Genomic DNA, 22,205 nt, shown 5'->3' with positions numbered 1-22,205 from the left:
GCGGGCGCAGATACATTTCGTACCGAGCCTAGGCCCTGCTCAGCACCACATAGTGTTCCCCGACCTTGCTGGCATAACTGTGCAAGACCTTCTGACACAGCGCGACAATCTCTTCGACCAACTCCACACCGACTCGCCAGGACACCACCACTTCCAGGTTCGGTGGGCGTATTTCCAGCGCCAGCAGGGTCAACTCGCCCCGCGCCAGTTCCGCGCTGACCAGCGCTGGCGGGAAAGCACCGATACCGAAGCCGTCGCGAATCAGTCGGGTAATCGCCGACACCGAGTTCACGCAATTGAGGCGCGGCGCGGGAACGCCGTGGGTCTGCATCAAACCGAGGATTTCCTGATGCGGCCGGGAGTTCTTGGAGAAGGTCACGATGCGTTCCCGGGCAATCTCCGCTAGGCTTGTATACTCGCGGTTGTAGATCGAGTGGCTGGCCACCACCCAGCCCATCGGGTAGCTGGCCAGTTCCAGGCTGCGGATGGATTCCTGACGCAGCAGGTCGGTTTGCAGGACCAGGTCAAGAAAGCCTTTTTGCAACTGATCGCAGAGGTTCAGCGCCGTATCGGCCACCAGCTCGATTTCCACCAGGGGGAAACGGTCCATCATTTCCGCCACCAAGGGACTGAGCCAGGTGTGGATCACCGTATCCATGACACCGATGCGTATACGCCCGACCTTGGTCGAGCTGATCTCGATAGACTGCTTGAGGGCCTGCATGGTGTCGATCATCTGCTCGGCATAATCGAGCACCTTGAGTCCTTCGGGAGTCAGGCTGACACCCCGCGAATCGCGCAGGAACAGCTTGACCCCCAGCTCGCTTTCGAGCACGGCGATCCGGCTGGAGATGGACGCCTGAGTGGTGAAGAGCTTGTCCGCGGTCAGGCGAAAGCTCTTGAGCCGGGCAACCCATACAAAGGTTTCGAGAAATTTGAGGTTCATACAATCAACTTTTTCTTATGCCTGGGAACAGCTTTTATTAGTTGGACGCGCAGGGCAGGTGCAACAAAAATGGCGCCCGACTGGTGACCAACGATAAGCGTCGCCGGCTGTTAGAACAATACCAATAAGTTCGCTGTGGAGAATTTCCCCCATGAGTACGCCCGACTCGCTGGATGTTGCCAAGGCCGAAGGTCCGCCTGGACCGTTCGCCTGGTACCGCCGTATTAATCAACAGGAACGTCGGACGTTCTGGAGTTGCAAGATCGGCTATGGCCTCGACGGTATGGACACCCAGATGCTTAGCTTTGTTATCCCGACGCTGATCGCCATGTGGGGTATCACCACTGGTCAGGCCGGGCTGATTTCCACCAGCACGTTGATCTCCTCGGCCCTCGGTGGCTGGATCGCTGGGATCCTCTCCGACCGTATCGGTCGGGTGCGCACGCTGCAATTGACCGTGCTCTGGTTTGCCTTTTTCACTTTTCTCTGCGGCTTGGCCCAGAACTATAACCAGTTGTTGGTGGCACGAACACTGATGGGCTTCGGCTTCGGCGGTGAGTGGACTGCTGGCGCGGTGTTGATGGGCGAGGTGATCCGCGCCCAGGATCGTGGCAAGGCGGTGGGCATGGTGCAATCCGGCTGGGCGCTGGGTTGGGGTATGGCAGCGCTGCTGTATGCTTTGCTGTTTTCGCTGCTACCTCCTGAAGACGCCTGGCGAGCGCTGTTCCTGTTGGGCATCGTGCCGGCGATCTTCGTGATTTTCGTCCGCCGGCTGGTCAAGGACCCGGAAATCTATCGTCAGGCCAAGGCCGAAGAAGCGCCCAGCAACCCGGCGCGCTTTTACGAGATTTTCGCCCCCGGGATGCTCAGCACCACGATTCGTGCGTCGTTGTTGACCACCGGTGCCTTGGGTGGCTATTACGCCATCACGTCCTGGCTGCCGACCTTCCTGAAAAATGAGCGCGGCTTGAGCGTGCTGAGTACGGGCGGGTATCTGGCGATGGTGATCATCGGCTCCTACGCGGGCTATGTGATCAGTGCCTATCTGACCGACCTGTTGGGGCGCAAGAGGAACTTCATCCTGTTTGCCGTCGGCTCGTTCATCATCGTCCTGCTTTATACCCAATTGCGGGTCAGCAACGAGGTGATGTTGTGGCTGGGTTTCCCGTTGGGCTTCTTCGCCTCGGGGATCTTCAGCGGCATGGGCGCGTTTCTCACCGAACTGTTTCCGACCCGGATTCGCGGCTCGGGCCAGGGCTTCTGCTACAACATCGGTCGCGCACTGGCCGCGCTGTTCCCTCTGCTGATCGGTCTGCTCAGCCAGACAGTGCCGCTGAGCGTAGGGATTGGGGGCTTTGCCGCCGTATCCTATGGCGTGGTGATCCTCGCGGCCCTGAGCCTGCCGGAAACCCGTGGCAAGCAACTCCAAGCACAGTAATCCGTGGGCGCGGGTTCTGCGCCCCGAATCAAGTCGATAACCCCCCACAGGAGCATCTACCGTGAGCCGCCTGTTACTGAATTGCGATATCGGTGAAAGCTATGGCAACTGGACCATGGGTCTGGATGCTCAAGTCATGCCGTTCGTCGACTGCGCCAACATCGCCTGTGGTTATCACGCGGGAGATCCGAGCATCATGCGCAAGACCGTCACCCTGGCCCTGACCCATGATGTGCGCATTGGCGCTCATCCGGCGTATCCGGATCTGGTCGGTTTCGGTCGCCGCTCCATGGCCTGCACCCCCCAGGAAATCCAGGATCTGCTGCATTACCAGATCGGTGCGCTGGACGGTATCTGCCGGGCCCAGGGCGCACGGGTCAGCTATGTCAAACCCCATGGCGCGATGTACAACGACATGATGGCCAATCCCGAGCAGTTGCGTTCGGTGATCAAGGCGATTGCCGCCTATGACCGCGAGTTGCCGCTGATGCTGCTGGCGATGCGCGACAACAGCGCGGCCCAGGCGCTGGGCGACGAGTATGGCGTGACGCTGTGGTTCGAAGCCTTCGCCGACCGCGCCTATGACAGCGCCGGACGCCTGGTTTCCCGGCAATTGCCGGGGGCGGTACACCATGAGCCGGAGCGCATCATCGAGCAGGCCCTGACTATCGCCCGTGGCGATGATCTGACCGCCAGCGATGGCAGCGCCTTGCGTTTGCAGGCCAACACACTTTGCGTGCATGGCGACAACGCCAGTTCGGTTGAGGCCGTGCGGCGCATTCGCGAGGCCCTGGATCGGCAGTCGAACCCATGAAGCCACGGATTGAAGTGGTGGCCATCGACTGCCTGATGGTGCGTTTATTCGATGTGATTGCCGAAGAAAACATGCCGTGGATGCTCGCCGCCAGCGAACGCCTGCGTAACGGTTTTGCCGGACACCTGGTCGACCTGGTGCCGTCCTATACCACCTTGATGGTGCATTACGACCTGATGGCCTTGAGTCCGAGCCAGGCTCGGGAACTGATCGCCGAGGCCTTGAACGACCTGGCGCCCAATGCTCGGACTGGCGGCCAATGTCATGTGCTGCCGGTGTGGTACGACCTGAGTGTCGGCCCGGAGTTGAGCCTGTTGGCTGCACGGACCGGTTGGTCGACCGGCGAAGTGATCCGTCGCCACAGCGAGCGCGAATATCAAGTGTTTGCCCTGGGCTTTGCCCCAGGCTTCGCCTTTATGGGGCTGGTGGAAGAGCCACTGGCGGCGCCGCGCCTGAGTACGCCGCGCAAGAAAGTCGCAGCGGGCAGTGTCGGTATTGCCGAGCGCCAGACGGCGGCCTACCCGGTGGTCTCGCCGGGCGGTTGGAACCTGATCGGGCGCACCCCGAGCAAACTGTTCGACCGCGAGCGCGACGGCTACAGCCTGATGCAGCCGGGCGATACCGTGCGGTTTGCCGCGATTGACCACGCCGAGTTCATCAAGTTGGGTGGCGACGATACGCCTTTGGAGGCCCTGGCATGAGCCATCTGTTGATCGAGGCCAGCACGCCGCTGTGCCTGTTGCAGGACCGTGGACGGTTCGGCGTGCGCCATCTCGGGGTTACCCAGGGGGGCGCGCTGGATTGGGTATCGATGTCCTGGGCCAACCACCTGCTGGGCAATCCATTAGACGCGTCGGTGGTGGAAATCGCTCTCGGTGGACTCACGTTGGTTGCCCAGGAGAATTGTTGCCTGGCGTTGGCCGGAGCCGACCTGGGCGCTCAGATAGATGGCCAGGCCCTGGTGCCCTGGCGTAGTTTCGTCCTGAACAAGGGACAGCGCCTGCAATTCACCCAGCCTTTGCTGGGCGCCCGTGCCTATCTGGCGGCCCCGGGTGGTTTTGATGCGCCCAAGGTACTGGGCAGTAGCGCCTGCGTGGTGCGTGAAGAGCTGGGGGGACTTGATGGGCTTGGCAAGCCTTTGCCCAAAGGCGCCAGCCTGAGTTATTCAGGCGCGGCGGTGCCCCCCAGAGAGCTATCGGCGGCGCAGGTTCCTGACTTCCACGCCAAAGCGCCGCTGCGGGTGGTCTTGGGCGCACAGATTGGCGCGTTCAGCGGGCAAAGTCTGTTCGACGCCTTCAACAGCACCTGGACCCTGGACAGTCGTGGTGATCGGATGGGTATTCGGCTGTTGGGACCGGCGCTGACGTATCAGGGCCAACCGATGATTTCCGAGGGCATTCCCCTGGGGGCGATCCAAGTACCGCCAGACGGACAACCGATCGTGTTGCTCAATGACCGACAGACCATTGGCGGTTATCCGCGGCTGGGGGCATTGACGCCACTATCGCTGGCGCGATTGGCGCAATGCCTGCCGGGGACAAAGGTAAGGCTGGCACCGACAGTGCAGGACAGCGCTCATCGGCAGCAAGTCGAATTCATGCGCAAGTTCGCCTGATGCCGGTCCCCTGTGGCGAGCGGGCAAGTCCGCTCGCCACAGGGGTTTCGTCGCTGTTTATTTGGACAGAAATCGCATCCCTTCTTCCAGACCGCGCAGGGTCAACGGATACATCTGGTCCTCGATCAGATCCCGGACAATATGGGTCGAGGCGGTATAATCCCAAGTGTCTCTCGGATACGGGTTGATCCAGATAAGTTTCTTGTACTTTTCCATGAAACGCTGCATCCACAGATAGCCCGGCTCTTCGTTCCAGTGCTCGACGCTGCCGCCGGCCTGAGTGATTTCATACGGGGCCATGGCCGCATCACCCACAAAGATTACCTTGTAGTCGGCGCCGTACTTGTGCAGCAGGTCCTGGGTCGAAGTTCGCTGCGAACCCCGGCGCAAGTTGTTCTTCCACACCGATTCATAAATGAAGTTGTGAAAGTAAAAGTACTCCAGGTGCTTGAACTCGGTCTTGCACGCCGAGAATAACTCCTCGCAGATCTTCACATGGGTATCCATCGAACCGCCGATATCGAATAGCAGCAACAGCTTGATGGTGTTGCGCCGCTCCGGGCGCATCTGGATATTCAGCAGGCCGGCGTCACGGGCGGTGTGGTCGATGGTGCTCTCGATGTCCAGCTCTTGCGCTGCGCCCTGACGGGCGAATTTACGCAGGCGGCGCAGGGCTACCTTGATAGTGCGTGTGCCCAGTTCGACCTGATCGTCGAGGTTCTTGTACTCGCGCTGGTCCCAGACCTTGACGGCCTTGCCCTGGCGCTTGCCGGCATCGCCGACGCGGATGCCTTCCGGGTTGAAACCGCCGGAACCGAAGGGGCTGGTGCCGCCGGTGCCGATCCACTTGCTGCCGCCGGCGTGACGTTCCTTCTGTTCTTCCAGGCGTTTCTTGAATTCTTCGATCAGCTTGTCAAGACCGCCGAGGGACTGGATCTGGGCGCGCTCTTCAGCACTTAGCGAACGTTCGAATTCCTTGCGCAGCCAGTCTTCGGGAATCAGCGCCTGAAGATGCTCGTCGAGTTTTTCCAGGCCATTGAAATAGGCACTGAACGCTCGGTCGAACTTGTCGAAATGGCGTTCGTCCTTGACCAGGATCGTCCGTGCCAGGTAGTAGAACTCGTCCATGTCGGCGAAGGTCACCCGCTGTTTCAGCGCGTTGATCAGATCGAGCAGTTCGCGTAACGATACCGGCACCCTGGCCACGCGCATTTCATTGAATAGGTCGAGCAGCATGGCAATCGCCTCGGATAAACGGGAGGGTCTGTGGGAGCGCTCGCCGAGCGACAATCAGGCAGGCCACTAGCGGCTGCCGCGACGGCTCATGAACGCCAGGCGCTCAAGCAGTTGCACATCCTGCTCGTTCTTCACCAGGGCGCCGGCCAGCGGCGGGATGGCCTTGGTCGGATCGCGTTCGCGCAATACCGCTTCGCCGATATTGTCGGCCATCAATAGCTTCAACCAGTCCACCAGTTCCGAGGTCGAAGGTTTCTTCTTCAGGCCCGGCACCTTGCGCACGTCGAAGAACACATCGAGGGCTTCGCTGACCAGGTCTTTCTTGATGTCCGGGTAGTGCACATCGACGATCTTCTGCAACGTGGGGCGATCCGGGAAGGCGATGTAGTGGAAGAAACAGCGGCGCAGAAAGGCATCCGGCAGCTCTTTTTCATTGTTGGAAGTAATGATGATGATCGGGCGCTTCTTGGCCTTGATGGTTTCATCGATCTCGTAGACATAGAACTCCATCTTGTCGAGCTCTTGCAGCAGGTCGTTGGGGAACTCGATATCGGCCTTGTCGATCTCGTCGATCAGCAGGATCACCCGCTCATCGGATTCGAAGGCTTCCCAGAGCTTGCCCTTTTTCAGGTAGTTGCGCACATCGTGGACCCTGTCCACGCCCAGTTGCGAGTCGCGCAGGCGGCTGACCGCGTCGTACTCGTACAGGCCCTGATGGGCCTTGGTGGTGGACTTGATATGCCAGGTGATCAGCTTGGCACCGAAGGACTCGGCCAACTGTTCGGCAAGCATGGTCTTGCCAGTACCGGGCTCGCCCTTGACCAGCAGCGGACGCTCCAGGGTAATGGCGGCGTTGACGGCCAACTTCAGATCATCGGTGGCGACGTAGGCTAGGGTGCCTTCGAACTTCATCTGTCATTCCTCGAACGGTAACACCGGCCTGGCAGACAGGACGGCGGGAAAATGCCATGCCCGACTATAACGCGGCGTCCGGTGGAGTGTGAACGCCGACGGTTTATTCAGTCTCTGAATGGTGCGTCACATCCTGACCCGGTCGGGATACTTCATGTCAGGTTTGCCACGACTGGACGATTCGAACCCCGAGGCATACCCTTGAGAGCTTACTTTCTGTTGCCCAAAGGACCCTGTCATGAGCCGTATTTTCGCCGACAACGCCCACTCCATCGGTAATACGCCCCTGGTTCAGATCAATCGCATCGCGCCGCGCGGTGTGACTATCCTGGCCAAGATCGAGGGGCGTAACCCAGGATATTCGGTGAAGTGCCGGATCGGCGCGAACATGATCTGGGATGCCGAAAGCAGTGGCCGGCTCAAGTCGGGGATGACCATCGTCGAGCCGACCTCGGGCAATACCGGGATTGGCCTGGCCTTTGTCGCTGCCGCCCGTGGCTACAAATTATTGCTGACCATGCCGTCGTCCATGAGCATCGAGCGGCGCAAGGTCCTCAAGGCACTGGGTGCCGAGCTGGTACTGACTGACCCGGCTCTGGGTATGAAGGGCGCGATCGAGAAGGCCGCCGAGATCGTCAACGGCGATCCGGCCCACTACTTCATGCCTGCGCAGTTCGACAACCCGGCCAACCCGGCGATCCATGAGAAAACCACCGGGCCGGAAATCTGGAATGACACCGATGGCGCGGTCGATGTGCTGGTGGTGGGGGTAGGCACTGGCGGCACCCTCAGCGGTGTTTCGCGGTATATCAAGCTGACCCGGGGCAAGCCGATCCTCTCGGTGGCAGTGGAGCCGGTGTCATCGCCGGTGATCACCCAGACCCTGGCCGGACAGGAGGTCAAGCCGTCGCCTCACAAGATCCAGGGCATCGGAGCGGGTTTTGTGCCGAAGAACCTCGATCTGTCGTTGGTGGATCGGGTTGAATTGGTCACTGACGAGGAGTCCAAGGTCATGGCCCTGCGGTTGATGCAGGAGGAAGGGATCCTCTGCGGCATTTCCTCTGGCGCCGCCATGGCCGTGGCCGTGCGCCTGGCGGAGACTCCGGAAATGCAGGGCAAGACCCTTGTCGTGGTGCTGCCCGACTCCGGCGAGCGCTACCTGTCGAGCATGCTGTTCAGCGATTTGTTCACCGACCAGGAGATCCAGCAATAAATCGGCACGGGCGGCGCCCGCGCAACTGATCTGTATCAGTCCCGGTTCAGCGGGGACGTGCTACATACATGCTGTGTAGCGCCACCGCCGCTGCTGAATGTGTGGGCCGATGGGTTTTTCCCGAGGCAGGGAATGTTTATCATGGCCGGCTGCCACGTCGGGCGAATATTGCCCTGTCCCGAGGTTGCCCATTTTCAAGGAGTGTTGAATGACCTTTTCCTTTGCCGCCAAGGCCACAGTGTTGCTGCTGTTCCTCGGCAGTACGCTTTACGTGCATTTGCGCGGCAAGGCGCGTTTGCCGGTGCTGCGCCAGTTCGTCAACCATTCCGCGCTGTTTGCCCCGTACAACGCCTTGATGTACCTGTTTTCCGCTGTACCGTCCAAGCCGTACCTGGACCGCAGCAAGTTTCCCGAGCTGGATGTACTCAAGGACAACTGGCAGGTGATTCGCGAAGAGGCCATGCACTTGTTCGACGAGGGCTATATCCGTGCCGCCGAGAAGAACAACGATGCCGGTTTCGGTTCGTTCTTCAAGAAGGGGTGGAAGCGCTTCTACCTCAAGTGGTACGACAAGCCGCTGCCGTCGGCCGAGCTGCTCTGCCCGAAAACCGTCGCCCTGGTCAGCAGCATTCCCAACATCAAGGGCGCGATGTTCGCCCTGTTGCCCGGTGGCAGCCATCTAAATCCACACCGCGACCCGTTCGCCGGTTCGTTGCGTTATCACCTGGGGTTGTCGACACCCAATTCCGACGATTGCCGGATTTTTGTCGACGGCCAGGTCTACGCCTGGCGCGACGGCCAGGACGTGATGTTCGACGAGACCTACGTGCACTGGGTCAAGAACGAAACCGAGCAGACCCGGGTCATCTTGTTCTGCGATATCGAGCGGCCATTGAGCAATCGCCCGATGACCCTGATCAACCGCTGGGTCAGTGGTTTGCTGGGGCGTGCCACCGCGCCGCAGAATCTCGATGACGAACGTGTGGGCGGTATCAACCAGGCCTACGCCTGGAGCAAAAACTTCAGTGACCGTTTCAGTGGCGTGGTCAAGCAGTGGAAACGTAAGCACCCCAAGGCCTACCGCATTATGCGCCCGGTGCTGGCGGTGATGGTGCTGACGCTGCTCGGCTACTGGTTGTTCGGCTGAGTTGTTGCGATCTGTGTCGAGCGCTGGTTAGGGTCAACGCTCGCTGCATTCGCCTTATCGGTCGGCCACGCCGACCGCTTTCACCATCGCGGCCGGTTTCAGCACCTGCCACAACGCCACCGCAATCAACACCCCGCCATACAAATGGGCCATCGACAGCGGCTCACCGAGAAACAGCGCGCCCCACAATACGCCGAACGCCGGGATCATAAAGGTCACCGTCATCGACTTGATCGGGCCGATACTGCTGATCAGCTTGAAATACATGATGTAGGCCAATGCCGTACACACCAGACCCAGACTCAGCAGCGAGCTCCAGACGCTGATTCCACCCCAGTTGGCTGGCGGATGGACGATGGCGCTGTAGGCGAAGAATGGCAGGATCACCAGGGTTGCGCCGAACATGCTGCCCATGGCCGACAGCCGTGGATCCAAGCCCCCTTGCTGGTCGAGCCAGCGGCGGGTGAGGAAACCGGCGAAGCCATAACTGGTGGTTGCCAGCAGGCACGCCGCGGCGCCCAATAGTAATTCCAGATTGAAGCTCACCGGCCCGGCACGGGTCAACACCGCGACCCCGAACAGACCGAGGAAGATGCCCAGCAGCTTGCTCAAGCCGAGTCTTTCATGGAAGAACAGGCCGCCGATCAGCACGCCCATCAGTGGCGTGGTGGCGTTGAAGATCGACGAATAGCCGGCCGGTAGCACCTGGGCGGCGACCGAATACAGTGTCGCCGGCAATCCGGAGTTGATCACACCGAGCATCAAGCAGACTTTGAACTTACCCTTGAAGTCCCAACGGACGCGCATCAACGACAGGATCACCAGCAGCCCCACGGCGGCGATGGAGACGCGAAAGAAGGCGGTGGGAAAGGCTCCCAGCTCCGGGGCAATGATGCGCATGAACAGGAAACTGGCACCCCAGACGGCGGCCAGACTAAACATGCGCACAATATCGACGGGTCTCACAGGGGCGTCCTTGACGGGGTAAGGCGGGCCAGTGTCCCCGGATGTGGGTGGCAAGGCAATGGTTGCGTCACGCGACCATTGACCTCTAAGCTCAAGTGATCCGCGATCAGAATAATCTCCGAAAAGTCACGCAGGGGTTTGACCATGTCACGGCAACGGCTGGCCACCGATATCGCCCGTCTGATCCTTGATGGTTTCGATAATTACCGCGAGCACTTTCGCCAGATCACCGACGGCGCCCGTGCCCGTTTCGAAGGTGCACGCTGGCAGGAGGCCCAGGCGGCATCGGTGGCACGAATCAACCTCTACGAAGAGCAGGTCAGAGAGGTTAGCGCGCGGCTGCGGGGCGGATTCGAGGCCAATGCCTTACTCGATATCACCCTCTGGCCCCTGGTGAAAAGTGCCTATATCAGCCTGATTGACCTGCGTTTGGACGATGAACTGGGGGAGACCTGGTACAACTCGATCTTCTGTGGGTTGTTCAGTCATGAGCTGATCAGCGACGGCTGCATGTTCATCCATACCACCCGGCCATCCTTGCGGCGGGCATGGGCGGCGCAGACCCGGACTTATCGCCCCTTCGGCGAGCTCTTGGGTATGCTCGAGCAGATCTTTACCGATTACAAGTTCAGCGAGGCCTACGCCGACCTGCCCGGCGATCTGCGGCGGTTGGCGGTGCAGTTGCGCAAAAGCCTGCCGGATTGGGTCTGTAAGGACCCCGAACTGAGTGTCGAACTGTTCTCCTCGGTGCTCTACCGCAACAAAGGAGCCTATCTGGTGGGGCAGATCTCTACCCATGAGGAGCAATGGCCACTGGTGATTGCGTTGTTGCACCGTGAAGGTCGCGGGATCCAGATCGATGCGCTGATCACCGATGAAGCCGATGTCTCCATCATCTTTTCCTTCACGCGCTCCTACTTCATGGTTGATGTGCCGGTGCCGGCGCAGTTCATCGGTTTTCTGCGGCGCATCCTGCCGGGTAAGCATATCGCCGAGCTGTACACCTCCATCGGTTTCTACAAGCACGGTAAGTCCGAGTTCTACCGGGCGCTGATCAATCACCTGGCCGATACCGACGACCGATTCATCATGGCGCCGGGCGTGCGCGGGATGGTCATGAGCGTGTTTACCCTGCCGGGGTTCAACACGGTGTTCAAGATCATCAAGGATCGTTTCTCGCCATCGAAGAACGTCGATCGAGCGACGGTGATCGAGAAGTATCGCCTGGTGAAAAGCGTCGATCGGGTGGGACGCATGGCCGATACCCAGGAGTTCGCCGACTTCCGTTTTCCCCTGGGCAAGTTCGATCCTGCCTGCCTGGAGGAGTTGCTGGAAGTGGCGCCATCCACCGTGCGGGTCGAAGGAGAGACGGTGCTGATCCGTCACTGCTGGACCGAACGACGCATGACACCGCTGAATCTCTACCTGGATAACGCCAATGCAGCCCAGGTCCGCGAGGCGCTGGAGGACTATGGCCTGGCGATCAAGCAACTGGCGGCGGCGAATATCTTCCCCGGCGACATGCTGCTGAAGAACTTCGGCGTGACCCGTCACGGTCGGGTGGTGTTCTACGACTACGACGAGATTTGCCTGCTGACCGAAGTCAACTTTCGTCATATCCCCGCGCCGCGCACCCCGGAGGACGAGATGGCCTGCGAGCCCTGGTACTCCATCGGGCCGCTGGACGTGTTTCCCGAGGAGTTCCCGCCATTCCTGTTTGCCGACCTGGCGCAGCGCCGCTTGTTCGAGCAGTTGCACGGCGAGTTGTACAACGCTGATTACTGGAAGGGGCTACAGGAGGCGATTCGCGCCGGCAAGGTCATCGATGTGTTCCCGTATCGGCGCAAGGGGCTGGAAAACGGATAATAGGGTGTTTACTGGATCGAGTAGCATGGGCTGATTTGTTTTTTGCCACTTTTTAAGTGTTTTTGGGCATCATAAACGGGTGGGTAACCTCGATGAAGCAAAGGCTAAGATTTATAGAAGATTTTTGAGATATCTGTGATAATTAGAAATACTTGAAAGTTGAGATAGATATGAAAATTGAATCGATTCGTCTTAAAAATTTTAAGGTTTTCCGAGATGTCCATTTGCAAGATATTCCTCCGTTTTTGATCGTTGTTGGAGCGAATGGTGCTGGTAAGACTTCGCTCTTTGATGTTTTTGGTTTTTTGCATGACTGCCTGAAAGGCAATGTACGCCAAGCTTTAGATAGTCGTGGTCGTTTTCGCGAAGTGCTCAGCAGGGAAAGTGATGGTGATACCATCTTAATTGAAGTTCAGTATCGAATGCCTATTGCAGGTGTTAATCGTCTTGTTACATATTCTCTGGAGATTGGTGAGCGAAATAACGTCCCTTATGTTAAACGAGAAATATTGCGCTATAAGCGTGGGCGTTATGGAAGTCCCTATAGGTTTTTAGATTTTGAGAATGGCCAGGGTTTTGCTATTACTAATGAAGAGGAGTTTAAGCGATCGGACGATGAATTGGATCGAGAATATCAGTCTGTGGCGCCTGATACCCTGGCGATTAAAGGGTTGGGGCAGTTTGAGAGATTTAAAGCAGCGAATGCGTTCCGTCAGTTAATCGAACAGTGGCATGTATCAGATTTTCATATAAGTTCTGCGCGAGGTAGAAAAGAGCCTTCAGGTGATTCTGAACATCTTTCAGAGTCGGGAGGTAATTTGCCTCTAGTCGCTCGTTATATGTATGAGCAGCATCCAGAACAGTTTAAGAAAATCCTTGAAACGATGGCGAGACGGGTTCCCGGTGTGAGGGGGATTGAGCCGAGGCTTATGGATGATGGCTATCTGACCTTGCGTTTTCAGGATGGCTCATTTAAAACGCCATTTTTGGACAGATATGTTTCGGATGGAACCATAAAGATGTTTGCATATATGGTTCTTCTACATGACCCCGCTCCGCATCCTCTCCTATGTGTTGAGGAACCGGAAAATCAGCTGTACCCCACTCTTATGGAGGAGCTGGCCGAGGAGTTTCGAGGTTATGCTCTGCGCGGGGGGCAGGTTTTAGTGTCTACACATTCTCCCGATTTTTTGAATGCGGCACAATTGGATGAGGTTTGTTGGTTAGTTAAACGTGATGGAGGAGCAGAGATTCGGCGCGCTAAGGACGATCCTCAAATTTGTGCTTATATGGCTCAAGGTGATCAGCTGGGATATTTGTGGAAGCAAGGATTTTTCGAAGGGGCTGATCCGCAATGAGGAGGGAATTGGTTTTTCTGCTGGAGGAAAGGTCTGCGAAGGTAATGCTTGAGAGTTTTTTACCGCGAGTGCTTGATGAGCGAATAGAGTTTAAGCTTATTGCTTTTGAAGGGAAGCAAGATCTTGAAAAAAGAATGACAATGCGTATGCAGGCTTACTTGAACCCTGAAGCTAGATTCATAGTCATGCGCGACCAGGATAGTGTTCCTGATTGCAAAGCTATTAAGTCGAAATTGGTCGAAAAATGCAATGCCTCAGGGAGAGGAAAGCATAGTTTGGTGCGTATTGCATGTCGTGAATTAGAGGCTTTTTATTTGGCTGACCTATTGGCTGTTGAAAATGCGCTTGATATAAAAGGGTTGAGTGCTAAACAACGAGGAGCAAAATTTCGGAGTCCAGATTACCTTGTCTCCCCCAGCCATGAACTGAAGGCTGTCACCGGACATCGGTATGAAAAAATTAGCGGCTCACGAGAAATAGGTCGCTACCTAAACGTAAAGGGGGAGCGTTCTGATAGCTTTCGTAACCTGGTTGAGGGTATCAAGCGGCTAGAACAGGAGCTGCTTTCGCTGTGAGTTTTACACAGAGGAACTGGTGATGCATTAGTCTTATCAGTCAGTTGCATGCGACAATGTAAGTTCACTTGCACTGCTAAAAAGCCCTCTGCGTACCTAATGACTGACGAATCGCCTGCTATCGAGCAACTGCTGAAAAACCTTGACCTCGCCATGATTGCCGACCGCCACCGGTTGCGGCGGCAATTGCATGAGCTGCGCAAGAAGCCCGATGAGACGAAGCTGGGGCAGTGGGCCGAGAGGGTTCAGGCCTCCTGCGCCCAAGTCACGGCGCGGCGCCAGAGCGTGCCGCTGATTCGTTATGACGACAGCTTGCCCATCGCCGCCAAGCGCGACGAGATCAAGCAGGCGTTGCTCAAGCACCAGGTGCTGATCATCGCCGGTGAAACCGGCTCGGGCAAAACCACCCAGTTGCCGAAAATCTGCCTGGAAATCGGTCGCGGCCAGCATGGCCTGATTGGCCATACCCAGCCACGGCGGATCGCCGCCCGTAGCGTGGCGAGCCGGGTGGCCGAGGAGTTGGCGACCCCACTGGGCGCGTTGGTGGGTTATCAGGTGCGCTTCGAGGACCAGAGCGACGCCAACACCCTGATCAAGCTGATGACCGATGGCATCCTGTTGGCGGAAACCCAGAATGATCGTTACCTCGAACGCTACGACACGATCATCGTCGACGAAGCCCACGAGCGCAGCCTGAACATCGATTTCCTGCTCGGTTATCTGAAGACCCTGCTGCCACGGCGTCCGGACCTGAAAGTCATCATCACCTCGGCGACCATCGACCTGGAGCGCTTTTCCCGGCACTTCAACGATGCGCCGATCGTCGAAGTCTCCGGTCGGACCTTCCCGGTGCAAACCTGGTATCGCCCGCTGACCTCCGAACAGGATGAAGAAGGCAACAGCGTCGAGGACGACCTGACAGTCGACCAGGCCATTCTCGCCACCCTCGACGAGATCGCCGCCTTCGAGCGCAGCGAGCGCAAGAGCCCCGGCGATGTGCTGGTGTTTCTACCCGGCGAGCGGGAAATTCGCGATGCCGCAGACATACTGCGCAAGGCCCAATTCAAGCACACCGAAATTCTTCCTTTATATGCGCGGCTGTCACCGGCCGAGCAACAGCGGATCTTCCAGTCCCATCCGGGACGTAGAGTGGTACTGGCGACCAACGTCGCGGAAACCTCGCTGACCGTGCCGGGCATCCGTTATGTGATCGACAGCGGCACCGCCCGCATCAGTCGTTACAGCTACCGCGCCAAGGTCCAGCGCCTGCCCATCGAGGCGGTCTCCCAGGCCAGCGCCAATCAGCGCAAGGGCCGTTGCGGTCGGGTCGAGCCGGGGATCTGCGTGCGCTTGTACAGCGAAGAGGATTTCAACGGCCGGCCGCCATTCACCGACCCGGAGATCCTGCGTACCAACCTGGCGGCGGTGATCTTGCAGATGCTCCACCTGCGCCTGGGCGAGATCACTGCGTTTCCGTTTATCGAGCCGCCGGATGGCAAGGCCATCAGTGACGGTTTCAACCTGCTGCAAGAATTGTCGGCGGTAACCCGCGAGAACCAGTTGACGCCATTAGGCCGGCAATTGGCGCGGCTGCCGGTAGACCCGCGCATGGGCCGCATGTTGCTGGAAGCGGCCACACTCGGCAGCCTGCAGGAAGTGTTGATCGTCGCCAGTGCCATGTCGGTGCAGGACCCGCGCGAGCGGCCGCCCGAACGCCAGCAGGCTGCTGATCAGGCCCATGCACAGTGGAAGGACGTGGATTCGGATTTCGCCGGCCTGATCAATGTCTGGCGGGGTTTCGAGGAACAGCGTCAGGCCCTCGGCGCCAGTGCCTTGCGCAATTGGTGCAGGAAGAACTTCCTCAATTATCTGCGGATGCGCGAGTGGCGTGATTCACATCGGCAGTTGGGGCTGATCTGCCGCGACTTGCAGTTGAGCGTCAACAAGGAGCCAGCGGATTATCCCAAGCTGCACAAGGCGGTGTTGTCCGGGTTGCTGAGCCAGATCGGCCAAAAGACCGAGGACGGCGACTATCTCGGCGCGCGCCAGCGGCGGTTCTGGGTCCATCCGTCTTCGGGTCTGGGGCGCAAGCGCCCGCAATGGTTGATGGCCGCCGAACTGGTGGAAACCAGCAAGCTCTATGCGCGCATGGTCGCCAAGATCGAGCCGGACTGGATCGAACCGCTGGCCGGGCACCTGATCAAGAAGAATCACTTCGAGCCCCATTGGGAGAAGAAGCGCGGTCAGGTGGTGGCTTTCGAGCAGATCACCTTGTTCGGCCTGATCGTGGTCGGACGCCGTCCGGTGCATTTCGGCCCCGTCGATCCCGTCGCTTCCCGCGAGTTGTTTGTCCGTGAGGCACTGGTACGCGGCGAGATCCAGTCGAAGGCCAGGTGCCTGAGTGCCAATACCCGCCTGCTCGAACAGCTCGACGAACTGGAGGCCAAGGCCCGGCGTCGGGACATTCTTGCCGATGAGGAAACTCTGTTTGCCTTCTACGATGCGCGTCTGCCGGCGCAGATCCATCAGACCGCAACCTTCGACAGTTGGTATCGGGTCCATAGCCAGAAAGATCCACAACTGCTGATCATGCACGAGGAGGACGTGCTGGCTCGCGAAGCCAGTGAAGTCACCGCCGCGCATTATCCGGACACCCTGCATCTGGGCGACTTGGCCCTGGCCTTGAGTTATCACTTTGAACCCAACCATCCCCGTGACGGCGTGACCTTGCGCGTGCCGGCGCCGCTATTGCCGGTACTGCCCGCCGAACGCCTGGAGTGGCTGGTGCCGGGAGTGATCGAGGCCAAGTGCATTGCCCTGGTGCGCAACCTGCCCAAGGCGCTGCGCAAGAACTTCGTACCGGTGCCGGACTTCGTCAAGGCGGCGCTGCAACGTATCGAGTTCGCCCAGGGCTCGCTGCCCCAGGCGCTGGGGCGCGAGCTGTTGCGCATGACCGGGGCACGGGTCAGCGACGAAGCCTGGGTCGAAGCGGCGCAGCAGGTGGAAAGCCATCTGCGGATGAACCTGGAGGTGGTCGATGCCCAGGGCAAGTTCCTCGGCGAAGGCCGCGACCTGGCGCAACTGACGGCGCGCTTCGCCCAGGCCAGCCAGGCCGCGTTGGCTGTAGCGCAAACCGCGACGAGCCAGCAGCCGGTGGAGGCCAAGGTCTTCGCTGCCGTTGCCGAAACTACCCAGCAGAAGATCGCCGGGCTATCGATGACGGTCTATCCGGCACTGGTGGAGGAGGGCGGCACGGTCAAGGAAGGGCGTTTTTCTACCCCAGCGCAGGCTGAGTACCAGCATCGCCGAGCCTTGCAGCGGCTGCTGATGCAGCAACTGGCCGAATCGGCGAAGTTCCTGCGTGGCAAGCTGCCGGGCCTGACCGAGCTGGGCCTGCTGTATCGCGAACTGGGACGCATCGAGGCGTTGGTGGAGGACATCCTGCTGGCCAGCCTCGACGGCTGTGTCCTTGACGGTGAAGACCCGCTGCCCCGTGATGGCGCCGGCCTGGCTTCCCTGGCCGAACGCAAGCGTGGCGGCTGGACCGAGCATGCCGAGCGCCTGGCACGCCTGACCCTGGAGATTCTCAAGCTCTGGCACGGCTTGCAGAAGCGTTTCAAGGGCAAGATCGATCTGGCCCAGGCCGTGGCGCTCAACGACATCAAACAGCAACTGAGCCAACTGGTCTACCCGGGGTTTGTCCGGGAAACCCCAGGTGCCTGGCTCAAGGAACTGCCGCGTTATCTCAAAGCCATTGAATTGCGCCTGGAGAAGTTGCCCAGCCAGGTGCAGAAGGACCGGGTCTGGAGCAGCGAACTGGGGGGATTGTGGAGCCAGTACCAGACCCGTGTGGCCAAGCATGCTCAGGAGGGCAAGCGTGATCCGCAACTGGCGCTGTACCGCTGGTGGCTGGAAGAGTACCGGGTGTCCTTGTTCGCCCAGCAATTGGGGACCAAGGTGCCGATCTCGGACAAGCGCCTGGGCAAGCAATGGAGCCAGGTTGATGGCTAGTGGCCTGTGTGGTGAGTGCTGTGAGGTAACTTCGGCGCCAGCGGTCTCTGACCGGCGTTGTCGTTCCTTGCCATAGCCGGCTATGACTCGTCACAGCGCCTTGGTCATGGACTTTTGGTACCCGAACTTGAGCTAACGAACTCACCGTAGCGGCCAGCAGTCGTTAATATTGGCGTTGCGGCGAAATCCCGGCGTTTATGGCACAATTGGCGGTTATAAATGCCAGGTTCAGCGACTGAACCGGAAAAAACGCGCCAGGGTCCTCCCTGCTGTCAGGGGTTGGCCCTTTTATGTATTGGTACGATGGCGCCAGTGCTTTCTGCCTGAACAGAATATAGAGGAACGACCGTGCATAACGTGGTCATCAGCGGCACCGGCCTATACACTCCGCCAAACAGCATTTCCAACGAAGAGCTGGTGCAGTCTTTCAATACCTATGTACAGCTGTTCAATGACAAAAATGCTGCAGCCATCGAGCGGGGCGAGGTTCAGGCCTTGAGCGAATCCAGCGCGGCATTCATCGAAAAGGCTTCCGGCATTAAGAGCCGCTTTGTCATGGACAAGGATGGCATTCTCGACCCCCGTCGCATGAAGCCGCGCCTGCCCGAGCGTGGTAATGACGAATGGTCGATCCTTTGCCAGATGGCCACCGGCGCCGCCGAGCAGGCCTTGCAGCGTGCCGGCAAGACCGCCGCCGATATCGATGGAGTGATCGTCGCCTGCTCCAACCTGCAACGGGCCTACCCGGCAGTGGCGATCGAAGTCCAGGAAGCGCTGGGCATTCGGGGTTTCGGTTTCGACATGAACGTGGCCTGTTCTTCGGCGACCTTCGGCATCCAGGCCGCCAGCAACAGCGTGCAGTTGGGCCAGGCCAGAGCGATCCTGATGGTCAACCCGGAAGTCTGCACCGGCCACCTGAATTTTCGCGACCGTGACAGTCACTTCATCTTCGGCGATGCGGCGACGGCGGTGATTGTCGAGCGTGCGGACCTGGCGACTTCTTCTTATCAGTTCGACATTGTCGGCACCAAGCTGTTGACCCAGTTCTCCAACAATATCCGCAACAACTTCGGTTTCCTCAACCGCGCGGCGGAAGAGGGCGTCGGCGCACCGGACAAGCTGTTTGTCCAGGAAGGCCGCAAGGTGTTCCGCGATGTCTGTCCGATGGTGGCCGAACTGATCGGTACTCACCTGCACGAGAACCAGTTGGATATCAGTCAGGTCAAGCGTTTCTGGCTGCACCAGGCCAACCTCAGCATGAACCACCTGATCGTCAAGAAGCTGCTGGGTCGCGAAGCCTCGGAAATGGAGGCGCCGGTGATTCTCGATACTTACGCCAATACCAGCTCGGCGGGTTCGGTGATTGCCTTGCACAAGAACCAGGACGATCTCGCGGCGGGGTCGCTGGCGGTGCTCAGCTCGTTCGGCGCGGGTTATTCGATCGGCAGCGTGATTCTACGCAAACGTTGATTGACACCTTCGCGTCAGGCATCGTGTGCGCGCAGGGTCGCCAGGGCCATGTCCATATTCCGCTGGGTTTCGGGCAGAGGACGCATTCTCGTGTTGAACATGGGCATGGAGCGGCGGCAAACACTGACGCTCCATAATGTCTCGGAAATCTGAGCGCGAGGTTGTAAATGGCAGCGATGGACGATACTCAATTGCTCGAACGCTTGTTGGCTGGTGAACAACAGGCGTACAAGGAGTTGGTCAGTACCTACCAGAGTGCGATGCTCGCGGTGGCCTATGCCATTGTCGGCAGCCGCCAGGCCGATGAAGCCGTGCAGGATGCCTGGTTGGCGGTGACGCGTAACCTTTCGGGGTTCCTGGGCCGTTCGAGTCTCAAGACCTGGTTGCTGACCATCACCGCGAACGCGGCGAAGAATCGCTACAAGCAGAATCGCCGGGAAGTCCTGCTCGAAGATTTAGCTTCTCCTCACGGCACTGTCGGCGACGAGCGTTTTTCCGCTGACGGGCATTGGGCGCCGGCACCCTTCTCCTGGCACGAGGACACGCCCGAGGCCTTGCTCAGCGAGGATCAGCTGCGTGAATGCCTGGAACAGACGCTGTCGAGTCTGCCCGAGTTACAGAGCAGTGTGCTGCTGCTGCGTGAACGCCAGGGCCTGGAGTTGAAGGAAATCTGTAATCTTCTCGATATCTCGCTCTCTAATGTCCGGGTGCTGCTTCACAGGGCACGATTGAAGGTCTTCGCGACCGTGGAACATTTTGAGGAAACCGGCGAATGCTGACCTGCAAGGAACAAGTGGCGCGCTCCAGCGACTACCTCGATGATCAATTGAGCTTTCGTGAGCGGCTGATGGTGCGTCACCACTTGATGGTCTGCCCCAACTGCCGGCGTTTCATTCGCCAGATGCGATTGATGCAGGGCGCCTTGAAGGAAATGCCTGAACCGCCGGTCGAAAACCTCGATGCATTGGCCCGTCGATTAGCGGCTGAACAGCAAAACGCTGAAAAAATCTGATTTGCAATAATCTCAAGAAGCCACTATCTTTTTACGCAAAGCCCCGGGACAGGGGCTTTGCTTTTTTATGTGTGTCAAAAAGTTCCGTTGTCATAAATCTTTCACTTTATGGCAACCGCCTTGAAATAACCCAAAGCCAAGATTCCATGCCAACAACAAGGCAGATTGGGCATGGGCGACGACCGCACAGGTGTTTCAGGGCAATGGATGCAACCCAAGAATAATAGAAGTTTTTGAACCTAGAGGAGCGAATCAATGAAGAAGTCTACCTTGGCCATGGCCGTGGCCGTAGGGGTGTTGGCGCAGCATGCAGGCGCCGCTGGTTTTATCGAAGATACCAAGGGGTCGCTCAGTTCGCGCACGTTCTACTACCGTGCAGACACCCGTGAAGGCACCGCGAATGATCAAGATGAAACCGCTGAGGGCCTGAAGCTCGACCTCAAGTCCGGTTTCACCCAGGGGACAGTGGGTTTCGGTGTCGACGTTCAGGGCTTGATGGGTATTCACCTGGACGGTGGCCGTGGCCATCACCCGGACAACAACTCGTTCTTCCCGAGCGACAGCGACGGTTCCGCGCCGTCCACCTGGAGCCGTCTGGGGGCGAACGCCAAGTTCCTCGTGTCCAAGACTGAAGCTCATGTCGGTAGCGCTCTGGCGCCGAACCTGCCGATCCTGGTCGCCAACGACAGCCGCCTGCTGCCACAGACCTTCGACGGTGGCATCGTGACTTCCAAGGAGATCGACAACCTCACGCTGACCGCGGGCCAGCTCGAACATTCCGCCGGTCGCGCCTCGAGCAATAGCTCCGGCCTGAGCGTTGCCGGTGGTACCGAGGACAGCAACCAGTTCCGGTTTGCCGGTGCCGACTGGAAAGTCACCAAAGATTTGCTCCTGCAGTACTACCACGCCAACCTGAAGGACTACTACAAGCAGGACTTCTTCGGCCTGGTACACGTATTGCCGATCGGTGAGGATCAGTCGTTCAAGACCGACCTGCGTTACTTCGACAGCAGTTCCGATGGCCATAACGGCGATGCCGGCTATCGATTCAACAACAACGGTGGCTATGCCAAGCACGCTGGCGAAGTCGACAACCGCACCTGGAGCGCCATGTTCACCTACACCCTGGGTGGTCATGCCTTCCTGCTCGGCCATCAGGACGTTGGCGACGACGGCGGTTTCGTCTACCTGAACCAAGGCAACGTGGTTGACGGTAACGGGCGCAACGAGGGTAACGGCGGCACCAGTTTCTACCTGTTCACCGACAGCATGGTTAACGGCTTCGTTCGGGCCGGCGAGAAGACTAACTTCGGTCAGTACTCCTACGATTTCGCCAAGCTCGGTGTCCCCGGCTTGAAGGCATCGATCGCTTATCTGCGCGGTACCGACATCAAGACCCCTACCGGTATCGGCAAGGATCAGAACGAGTGGGAGCGTGACATGCGCGTGGACTATGTTATCCAGAGCGGCGCGCTCAAGGGCTTCGGTACCACCCTGCGTACTGGTACCTATCGTGGTGAGACCAACATCGCCGCCCAGGATCAGACTCGCCTGATCTTCAACTACACCTATAACTTCCTGTAATCAGGCAGTTTTAGCGTAATAGTCGCCAGGCCCGAGGCCTGG

At 58.7% G+C, this 22,205-nt stretch carries 18 protein-coding genes; 14 read left to right on the top strand and 4 right to left on the bottom strand.

Features of this window, described 5'->3' with window-relative positions:
• Positions 1-28 precede the first annotated feature (28 nt).
• Entirely contained in the window at positions 29-946 is a 918-nt protein-coding gene (locus BMX68_RS16810) for a LysR family transcriptional regulator (protein ID WP_017133436.1), read from the bottom strand.
• Between the two features lie 151 nt (positions 947-1,097).
• On the opposite strand from BMX68_RS16810, the gene BMX68_RS16805 reads away from it, so the two are divergent.
• The 4 genes from BMX68_RS16805 to BMX68_RS16790 all read left to right on the top strand — a co-directional run bounded on the left by BMX68_RS16805 (position 1,098) and on the right by BMX68_RS16790 (position 4,813).
• Entirely contained in the window at positions 1,098-2,384 is a 1,287-nt protein-coding gene (locus BMX68_RS16805; protein WP_017133437.1) for an MFS transporter, read from the top strand.
• Between the two features lie 61 nt (positions 2,385-2,445).
• Entirely contained in the window at positions 2,446-3,198 is a 753-nt protein-coding gene (locus BMX68_RS16800; RefSeq protein WP_017133438.1) for a 5-oxoprolinase subunit PxpA, read from the top strand.
• Positions 3,195-3,899, top strand: a complete 705-nt coding sequence (pxpB, locus tag BMX68_RS16795; protein ID WP_017133439.1) for a 5-oxoprolinase subunit PxpB — start codon at positions 3,195-3,197, stop codon at positions 3,897-3,899. Before BMX68_RS16800 ends, pxpB begins: the two co-directional genes overlap by 4 nt.
• Entirely contained in the window at positions 3,896-4,813 is a 918-nt protein-coding gene (locus BMX68_RS16790) for a 5-oxoprolinase subunit C family protein (protein WP_060782636.1), read from the top strand. Before pxpB ends, BMX68_RS16790 begins: the two co-directional genes overlap by 4 nt.
• A gap of 57 nt (positions 4,814-4,870) precedes the next feature.
• Here the strand turns inward: BMX68_RS16790 and BMX68_RS16785 are convergent, their stop codons facing one another.
• Positions 4,871-6,049 carry a vWA domain-containing protein gene (locus tag BMX68_RS16785; protein WP_060782635.1) on the bottom strand — a complete coding sequence of 393 codons (1,179 nt, stop codon included), beginning with the start codon at positions 6,047-6,049 and terminating at the stop codon, positions 4,871-4,873.
• Positions 6,050-6,115: 66 nt separating this feature from the next.
• Positions 6,116-6,961, bottom strand: coding sequence for an AAA family ATPase (locus BMX68_RS16780; protein ID WP_017133442.1), 846 nt, complete (start codon positions 6,959-6,961; stop codon positions 6,116-6,118).
• A gap of 238 nt (positions 6,962-7,199) precedes the next feature.
• On the opposite strand from BMX68_RS16780, the gene cysK reads away from it, so the two are divergent.
• Both cysK and BMX68_RS16770 read left to right on the top strand, forming a co-directional pair.
• The gene (gene cysK / locus BMX68_RS16775; RefSeq protein WP_017133443.1) at positions 7,200-8,174 is read left to right on the top strand and encodes a cysteine synthase A; all 975 of its coding nucleotides are present in this window, start codon (positions 7,200-7,202) and stop codon (positions 8,172-8,174) included.
• Positions 8,175-8,382: 208 nt separating this feature from the next.
• The gene (locus BMX68_RS16770; protein WP_017133444.1) at positions 8,383-9,321 is read left to right on the top strand and encodes an aspartyl/asparaginyl beta-hydroxylase domain-containing protein; all 939 of its coding nucleotides are present in this window, start codon (positions 8,383-8,385) and stop codon (positions 9,319-9,321) included.
• Between the two features lie 54 nt (positions 9,322-9,375).
• On the opposite strand, the gene BMX68_RS16765 is transcribed toward BMX68_RS16770, so the two are convergent.
• Positions 9,376-10,287 (bottom strand): DMT family transporter, encoded by a 912-nt coding sequence (locus BMX68_RS16765; protein WP_026013346.1) that lies wholly within the window; start codon positions 10,285-10,287, stop codon positions 9,376-9,378.
• A gap of 144 nt (positions 10,288-10,431) precedes the next feature.
• Between BMX68_RS16765 and aceK the strand changes: the two genes are divergently transcribed.
• The 8 genes from aceK to BMX68_RS16725 all read left to right on the top strand — a co-directional run bounded on the left by aceK (position 10,432) and on the right by BMX68_RS16725 (position 22,163).
• Positions 10,432-12,153, top strand: a complete 1,722-nt coding sequence (gene aceK / locus BMX68_RS16760; RefSeq protein WP_017133446.1) for a bifunctional isocitrate dehydrogenase kinase/phosphatase — start codon at positions 10,432-10,434, stop codon at positions 12,151-12,153.
• 170 nt (positions 12,154-12,323) lie between these two features.
• Positions 12,324-13,511: an AAA family ATPase gene (locus BMX68_RS16755; protein ID WP_074862389.1), complete on the top strand. Its 1,188-nt coding sequence runs from the start codon at positions 12,324-12,326 to the stop codon at positions 13,509-13,511.
• Positions 13,512-13,519: 8 nt separating this feature from the next.
• Complete coding sequence (locus BMX68_RS16750) at positions 13,520-14,086, top strand: DUF4276 family protein (protein ID WP_248672858.1); 567 nt, start codon at positions 13,520-13,522, stop codon at positions 14,084-14,086.
• Positions 14,087-14,185: 99 nt separating this feature from the next.
• Positions 14,186-18,097: an ATP-dependent RNA helicase HrpA gene (gene hrpA / locus BMX68_RS16745; RefSeq protein ID WP_017133450.1), complete on the top strand. Its 3,912-nt coding sequence runs from the start codon at positions 14,186-14,188 to the stop codon at positions 18,095-18,097.
• A 348-nt stretch (positions 18,098-18,445) separates the two neighbouring features.
• Positions 18,446-19,567, top strand: a complete 1,122-nt coding sequence (locus tag BMX68_RS16740; RefSeq protein ID WP_017133451.1) for a beta-ketoacyl-ACP synthase III — start codon at positions 18,446-18,448, stop codon at positions 19,565-19,567.
• Between the two features lie 167 nt (positions 19,568-19,734).
• Positions 19,735-20,346 (top strand): RNA polymerase sigma factor, encoded by a 612-nt coding sequence (locus tag BMX68_RS16735; RefSeq protein WP_026013348.1) that lies wholly within the window; start codon positions 19,735-19,737, stop codon positions 20,344-20,346.
• Positions 20,340-20,579, top strand: a complete 240-nt coding sequence (locus BMX68_RS16730) for an anti-sigma factor family protein (protein ID WP_060782629.1) — start codon at positions 20,340-20,342, stop codon at positions 20,577-20,579. The genes BMX68_RS16735 and BMX68_RS16730 overlap by 7 nt, the downstream gene beginning before the upstream one ends.
• A 255-nt stretch (positions 20,580-20,834) precedes the next feature.
• Positions 20,835-22,163 (top strand): OprD family porin, encoded by a 1,329-nt coding sequence (locus BMX68_RS16725; protein ID WP_017133454.1) that lies wholly within the window; start codon positions 20,835-20,837, stop codon positions 22,161-22,163.
• Positions 22,164-22,205: the final 42 nt, after the last annotated feature.

The organism is Pseudomonas agarici, assembly GCF_900109755.1.
GTDB classification, from domain to species: Bacteria; Pseudomonadota; Gammaproteobacteria; order Pseudomonadales; family Pseudomonadaceae; genus Aquipseudomonas; species Aquipseudomonas agarici.
Note: the sequence above shows the minus strand (reverse complement) of the source record. Positions and strands in the feature narration are given on the sequence as shown.